Consider the following 6,854-nt stretch of genomic DNA (forward strand, 5'->3'; position numbering starts at 1 on the left):
CTCCGGCCGCGCGGGCGACGACGATCCGGCGTGGAGGCGAACGGACCATGGCACGGGCCGACATCGCGCTGGGCGGCGGGCTCGCGGCGCTCGTGATCGGCCTGAGCCTGCTCGGCGTCGGCCCGGACGGGCCCGACGGGCCGCCGGACTGGGGCGCGGTGGCGCTGGCCGTCGCGCTCGGCGTGGCGGTGGCGGTGCGCCGGCGTCACCCGTGGGTGTCGCTCCTGGCCGCGAACGCCGTCACGTTCGCCTGGTTCGACCTCGGCTACCACGGCCGGCTGGTCACCGTCGCGCCGCTGATCGCCTGCTACACGCTCGCCGCCCACCGCGGCTGGCGGGAGGGCGTCGGCGGCGTGCTGGTCACGGCCGCGGTGACGGTGCTCTCGGTGCGGGTGGCCATGGGCGGCGAGTGGTTGGACGACAAGGTGTTCAACGCCGTGCCGCTGGAGGCGGCGGCGACCGCGCTGGGCGCGGCCGTGCACTCGCACCGGGCGTTCCGGGCGGGCGCGCGGGAACGGGCCGAGCAGATCGCGCAGGCCCGGACCGAGCAGGCCAAGGCGCAGGCCGCCGAGGAGCGGCTGGAGATCGCGCGCGAGCTGCACGACGTGTTCGGGCACACGATGGCCGCGATCAGCGTGCAGGCGGGCGTCGCGGTGCACGTGATGGGGCGCAGGCCGGAGCAGGCCGCCGAGGCGTTGCAGGCGATCAAGCGGATCAGCGACGACGGGTTGGCCGAGGTGCAGGTGCTGCTCGGCGTGATGCGGTCGGAGAACGTGCGGGCGCTGACCGCGACCGGCGGGCTGGCGCAGCTGGACAAGCTGCTCGACGTGGCCGGCGTCGACGTGGAGCTGTCGGTGGCGGGCGACGACCGGGCCGTGCCGGTGGCGGTGGACCTGGCCGCGTTCCGGGTGGTCCAGGAGTCGCTGACGAACGTGCGGCGGCACTCCGACGCGTCCGAGGTGTGGGTGGCGCTGACCTACCGCGAGGACTCGCTGGAGGTCGTGGTGCGGGACAACGGGTCGCCGGGCGCGCCGCGGCCGTCCCCGGTCGGCGGCCACGGGATCGAGGGCATGCGGGCCAGGGCGGAGGCGCTGGGCGGCGAGCTGACCGCCGGCAGGGTGTCCGACGGGTTCGAGGTGCGGTGCCGGCTGCCGACGCGGGAGGTCCGATGATCAGGGTGCTCATCGCCGACGACCAGGCGCTCGTGCGCGGCGGGTTCCGGGTGCTGGTCGACAGCGAGCCGGACATGGCCGTGGTCGGCGAGGCGGGCGACGGCGGCACGGCGGCGGCGCTGGCGCGCGAGACGCGGCCGGACGTGGTGCTGATGGACGTGCAGATGCCGGGCGTCGACGGGCTGGAGGGCGTGCGGCGGATCGTGGGCGATCCCGAGCTGTCCGGCGTGCGGGTGCTGATCCTGACCACGTTCGACCAGGACGACTACGCGATCGAGGGCCTGGCCGCGGGCGCGAGCGGGTTCCTGCTGAAGAACACCGACCCGGCGCAACTGCTGCACGGCATCCGGGTGGTCGCGGGCGGCGAGGAGCTGCTGTCACCGGGCCTGACCCGGCGGCTCATCGCGCGGATGACCACGCCGAGCGCGGTGGACCACTCGGTGTTCGACCAGCTCACCACCCGCGAGCGGGAGGTCGTCGCGCTGGCCGCGCAGGGGCTCAGCAACGAGGAGATCACCCGGGAGCTGGTGATCAGCCCCGCCACGACGAAGACCCACATCAGCCGGGCGCTGGCCAAGCTCGGCGCGCGCGACCGGGCGCAGCTCGTCGCGCTGGCCTACCGGCACGGCCTGGTCCAACCCGGCTAGGCCGGCCCCGTCCCTGAGGACGAAGCGCCGCACGCCTAGGGGACAACTCAGGGTAATCCTGGATTACTGCAACCGAGGTAGCGGACACGATAAGACGGAAGTCGCACCGACGAGTCAACTACAGACCGATGTGCGAGACCCCGTGGACGCGGCATGGTTCATCCGAGTCCGGGGGATGTGTCCGTCCAGGGGAGAAACCATGATCGAGGCTATCGGCCTCACCAAGCGCTACGGGACGACGGTCGCGGTGGACGACCTGTCGTTCACGGTCCAGCCCGGCCGGGTCACCGGCTTCCTCGGCCCGAACGGCGCGGGCAAGTCCACCACCATGCGCATGATCCTCGGCCTCGACCGGCCGAGCGGGGGCAAGGTGCTGATCGACGGGCGGCCGTACGCCCAGCTCGACCGCCCGCTGCGCACCGTCGGCGCGCTGCTGGACGCGAAGTGGGTGCACCCCAACCGCTCGGCGCGGGCGCACCTGCAGTGGCTCGCCAAGTCGAACGGCCTGCCCGACCGCCGCGTGGACGAGGTGCTGGACCTGGTCGGCCTGACCAAGGTCGCCAAGCGCCGCGCCGGCGGCTTCTCGCTGGGCATGTCCCAGCGGCTCGGCATCGCGGGCGCCCTCCTGGGTGACCCGAAGGTGTTGCTGTTCGACGAGCCCGTCAACGGCCTGGACCCGGAGGGCATCCTCTGGATCCGCCAGTTCATGCAGGGCCTGGCCGCCGACGGCCGCACCGTGCTGGTGTCCAGCCACCTGCTGTCGGAGATGGCGGTGACCGCCCAGGACCTCGTGGTCATCGGGCGCGGCAAGCTCATCTCGCAGTCCAGCACCACCGAGTTCGTGGAGCGCTCGACCGAGAACACGGTCCGGGTGCGCAGCCCGCACGCGGACAAGCTGGGCGCGATGCTCGTCGACAAGGGCTTCACCGTCCGTGAGGACGAGGACGGCTCGCTCACCGTGACGGGTGCCGCCAGTGACGAGATCGGGGACATCGCGGCGGCGAGCGGCGTGGTGCTCCACGAGCTGAGCCCGCAACGCGGTTCGCTCGAAGAGGCCTTCATGCAGCTCACCGGCGATTCCGTGGAGTACCACGCCGAGACGGGGAAGTGACCACCGATGACTCTGCTCGCCGTTGAACGGATCAAGCTCTTCACCACCCGCTCGCCGTGGTGGTCCATGCTGCTGGCGCTCGCGCTGACCATCGGCATCACCGCGATCATCGCGGCCAACTGGGGCGCCGAGGCGCCGATGCCCGTGCTGGCCGCGGTGTTCGTGCACAACCTTGGGCTGTACGTGATCATGGTGATGGCCGCGCTGGCGGTCACCACCGAGTACCGCTTCGGCACGATCAAGGCGACGTTCCAGGCGGTGCCCGACCGCATCTCGCCGCTGGTCGCCAAGGCGGTCGTCGTGGTGCTGCTGGCCGGGCTGGTCGGCCTGGCCTCCTCGTTCGGCTCGTGGGCGCTGTCCTGGCTGCTCGTGGACAACACCTCGGAGCTCGCGATCGAGTCGGCCAACGACTGGCGGCACGTGGCGGGCGTCGGCCTCGTCTACGCGGCGGGCGCGCTGCTGGCGCTGGGCGTCGGCGCGCTGGTGCGGCAGACCGCGGGCGCGGTGTCGATCATCCTGGTGTTCGCGCTGGTGCTGGAGAGCGTGGTCGGGTTCATCCCGAACATCGGCGACGACATCCAGAAGTGGATGCCGTTCACCGTGGCCGGCAAGTTCATCTTCGGCAACCCGGACCCGAGCGTCATCCCGGCCGGCGAGGGCCCGCCCGCCATCGGCGAGCTGAGCCCGTGGGGCTCGTTCGGGTACTTCGCCGCCATCGCGGTGGCGATCTACGTCATCTCGCTCATCGTGGTGAAGCGGCGGGACGCGTAGGGGAACGCGTCACCAGGCGCACCGCGCCCGGCGTCGGGGTCGGCGCGCGGTGACAGGGGGGAAGGGGGGAAGCTCGGGTCACCTTCGGGGGGTGGCCCGGGCTTTCTGCCACAGGTACGCCAGCAGCGGTTGATCGGACGGGAGAAGTCATGATCGAAGCGACCGGCCTCACCAAGCACTACGGCGGCACCGTGGCCGTGGACGACCTGTCGTTCGCGGTCCAGCCCGGCCGGGTCACCGGCTTCCTCGGGCCCAACGGCGCGGGCAAGTCCACCACCATGCGGATGGTCCTGGGCCTGGACCACCCCACCCGCGGCCGGGTCACCGTGGACGGCCGGGACTACCGGTCGCTGCACCGGCCGCTGCACGTGGTCGGCGCGCTGCTGGACGCCAAGTGGGTGCACCCCAACCGGTCCGCGCGGGCGCACCTGCAGTGGCTCGCCAGGTCCAACGAGATCCCGGCCAAGCGCGTGGACGAGGTGCTGGACCTGGTCGGCCTCACCCCGGTCGCCAAGCGCCGCGCCGGCAGCTTCTCGCTCGGCATGTCCCAGCGGCTCGGCATCGCGGGCGCCCTCCTCGGCGACCCGAAGGTGCTGATGTTCGACGAGCCCGTCAACGGCCTCGACCCGGAGGGCATCCTCTGGATCCGCCAGTTCATGCACCGGCTCGCCGACGAGGGCCGGACCGTGTTCGTGTCGAGCCACCTGCTGTCCGAGATGGCGCAGACCGCGCAGGACCTGATCGTCATCGGCCGGGGCAGGCTCATCGCGCAGACCAGCACGGCGCAGTTCATCAAGGACGCCACCGAGGACGCGGTCCGGGTCCGCTCGCCGCAGGCCGACCGGCTGCGCGAGCTGCTGGCCGGCCGAGCCCGCGTCGCCGAGGCCGCCGCCGAGGACGGCGCGTTCGTCGTGCACGGCGTGGACTCGTCGTTCATCGGTGAGCTGGCCGCCTCCCACGGCATCACGCTGCACGAGTTGAGCCCGCAACTCGGGTCGCTGGAGGAGGCCTTCATGCAACTCACGAAGGAATCCGTGGAATACCACGCCGCCGACTGAGCCGACGGCGCGCTAATGCGTTCCGGCAATCAGAAGCGGTCGCTGCGCCAGAAGTCGTCGGACGGCGGCGGTATTTCCCTCACGACCGGCACGGGCGCGCGCGGAACGCGACTCCGCCGGTACAGCATGAGGCTCACCACCGCCACGAGGACGGCGACCGCGCCGAGCCCGCCGAACATGACCACGAGCCTGGTCCCCGCGTCCCCGTCGGACGGCGGCACGGCCAGGCCCTCCGCCGCGGCCGGCGGCGGCACGGCGGACGACGAGGGTCGCGGCGGCGGCGCGAGCGGGTTGCGCTCCACCGGCGGCACGTCCGCGGTGAGCGCGGCCACCGGGTCGACCTGGCCGAACCCGGTCGCGTGGTCGCGGCCCGGTTCCAGCAGGTCGGTGGCGGTGGCGATGAGGCGGTTCACCACGTTGCCCGCGTCCATGTCGGGGTAGCGGGCGCGGACCAGCGCGGCCGCCCCGGAGACCAGCGCCGTCGCCGCGCTCGTGCCGTCGACCTCGGCGTACCCGGTGTCCACCACCGCCACCGGCACGGCCGTGACGATCCGCTGCGCCGGCGCGGCCAGCACGGTCTCCGGGCCGGTGTTCGAGTCGAGCCACGGCCCGTTGCCCTCGATCGTGCCGGAGACCGCGATGACGCCCTTGATGTTGGCGGGCGCGCCGACGTGCTCGTCACCGTCGTTGCCGGTGCCCGCGACCACCACGGCGTCGTGGTCGAACGCGTAGTTCACCGCGCGCAGGAGGTCCGGGGTGAGCGTCGCCAGCGACGTCAGGGACAGGTTGATGACGTCGGCGCCCTGGTCGACGGCCCAGGTCACGCCCTCCGCGACGGACGTGGTGGTGAACTTGTCGCCCTCCGCGCCGACCGACACCGGCAGGATCATCGCGCGGGGCGCCACGCCGAGCGCGCCGCCGTCCACGGCCCGGCCGGCGATCAGCGTGGCCATCGCGGTGCCGTGCCCGTCGTTGTCCTGGGTGCCGTCGGTGCCGGCCGCCGAGCCGAACCCGGCGCCCGGCAGCAGCGCCCCGGCGAGGTCCGGCCGCGTGTCGTCCACGCCCGAGTCGACCACCGCGACCACCACGCCGTCACCGCGCGACGTGCCGTGCGCGGTCGCGATGCCCAGCGCGGCCAGGTGCCACTGCCGGTCCTCGATCGTCTGCGCCCGCGCGGCGCCCGGCGCGCACAGCGCGATCAGGATCGCGACGACGACCGCCCTTCCCGTCACGCAATTCCCCCTGTGCTCGGGATCACAGATATTCCATGTCGGTCATGTTTCACGGTTCCAGGTTCGGGCAAGCGGAGTAAGCCGTTCGTTAAGACGTCGTGAACTCCGGCACAGGTCCATGACAACGGCTTCTGAAGCGGGTCAGATGGAAAGCGCGAATCGTGAGGTGGGCGCCTGCCCGCACGCGAATTCGGATACCCCCCGTCAAGGAACCCACCGGAGGTGAACCCGTGACGGTGCTCGATCCGGACCTGAACGCCGACCACTCGGCAACCGGGACCAAGAAGCTGCCACGGCAACGCGACCACGCCCTTCGCGTCGAACCGATGTTGGCGTTGGAATGGTCGCACGCGATCGAAGCCGCGGGAGGCGTCGGTGTCGCCGACTCGCCCGCGGCGACCCGTCGGGCCTGGATCCACCGGGCCGACGAGGAGCAAGTGCTCGCGCTCTTCCGCGCGGTCGGCCCCGACGCACCGGCACCCTGGTGGCTGCGGGCCCTCTCCCGGGGCAGGATCGCCTCGCGCGCGGCGGCGTTCGCCATCGAGGACGAGGTGACCCGGTTGCTGGGCAGCCGGCCGGGTTGGGTCTTCGTCCCGTGGGCGAGCGAGGGCGAGGTCGGCTACTGGGAGTTCGTGCCGTCCGAGAGCGGCGTCTACGGGCCCGCCGAGCCGACCACCGTGCAGTTCACCGACCGGCACCCCGGTTTCGTGGACCTGCTCCCCGCGCACCGGGGCCCCGGTCAGCGCCAACCCATCGAGTTCACCGTCGCCGAGCTGCGCGAGCAGATCGAGGACCTGGAGAACATCGCCTAGCGCGTGTTTCAGATGTGGCGTAGCCAAATGTTGATGGCGGCGACGTGGACG

General features: G+C 72.3%; 7 protein-coding genes. 6 read left to right on the top strand and 1 reads right to left on the bottom strand.

The features are described 5' to 3' along the window. The 5 genes from ACFQ3T_RS33005 to ACFQ3T_RS33025 all read left to right on the top strand — a co-directional run. Nucleotides 1-1,172, top strand: a 1,172-nt coding sequence (locus ACFQ3T_RS33005) for a sensor histidine kinase (RefSeq protein WP_380729464.1), incomplete at its 5' end; no start/stop codon positions are given. Beyond that, entirely contained in the window at nucleotides 1,169-1,819 is a 651-nt protein-coding gene (locus ACFQ3T_RS33010) for a response regulator (protein ID WP_380729466.1), read from the top strand. The genes ACFQ3T_RS33005 and ACFQ3T_RS33010, both read left to right, overlap by 4 nt. A gap of 199 nt (nucleotides 1,820-2,018) precedes the next feature. After that, nucleotides 2,019-2,930, top strand: coding sequence for an ABC transporter ATP-binding protein (locus ACFQ3T_RS33015; protein WP_380729468.1), 912 nt, complete (start codon nucleotides 2,019-2,021; stop codon nucleotides 2,928-2,930). A 6-nt stretch (nucleotides 2,931-2,936) separates the two neighbouring features. After that, nucleotides 2,937-3,701: a hypothetical protein gene (locus ACFQ3T_RS33020; protein ID WP_380729470.1), complete on the top strand. Its 765-nt coding sequence runs from the start codon at nucleotides 2,937-2,939 to the stop codon at nucleotides 3,699-3,701. Between the two features lie 149 nt (nucleotides 3,702-3,850). Next, the gene (locus ACFQ3T_RS33025) at nucleotides 3,851-4,759 is read left to right on the top strand and encodes an ABC transporter ATP-binding protein (protein WP_380729472.1); all 909 of its coding nucleotides are present in this window, start codon (nucleotides 3,851-3,853) and stop codon (nucleotides 4,757-4,759) included. Nucleotides 4,760-4,788: 29 nt separating this feature from the next. On the opposite strand, the gene ACFQ3T_RS33030 is transcribed toward ACFQ3T_RS33025, so the two are convergent. Continuing rightward, nucleotides 4,789-5,991 carry a S8 family serine peptidase gene (locus ACFQ3T_RS33030; protein WP_380729474.1) on the bottom strand — a complete coding sequence of 401 codons (1,203 nt, stop codon included), beginning with the start codon at nucleotides 5,989-5,991 and terminating at the stop codon, nucleotides 4,789-4,791. A gap of 230 nt (nucleotides 5,992-6,221) precedes the next feature. Between ACFQ3T_RS33030 and ACFQ3T_RS33035 the strand changes: the two genes are divergently transcribed. After that, nucleotides 6,222-6,803 carry a hypothetical protein gene (locus tag ACFQ3T_RS33035; RefSeq protein ID WP_380729477.1) on the top strand — a complete coding sequence of 194 codons (582 nt, stop codon included), beginning with the start codon at nucleotides 6,222-6,224 and terminating at the stop codon, nucleotides 6,801-6,803. Nucleotides 6,804-6,854: the final 51 nt, after the last annotated feature.

The sequence above is a fragment of the Saccharothrix hoggarensis genome, assembly GCF_042678885.1.
GTDB lineage: Bacteria > Actinomycetota > Actinomycetes > Mycobacteriales > Pseudonocardiaceae > Actinosynnema > Actinosynnema hoggarensis.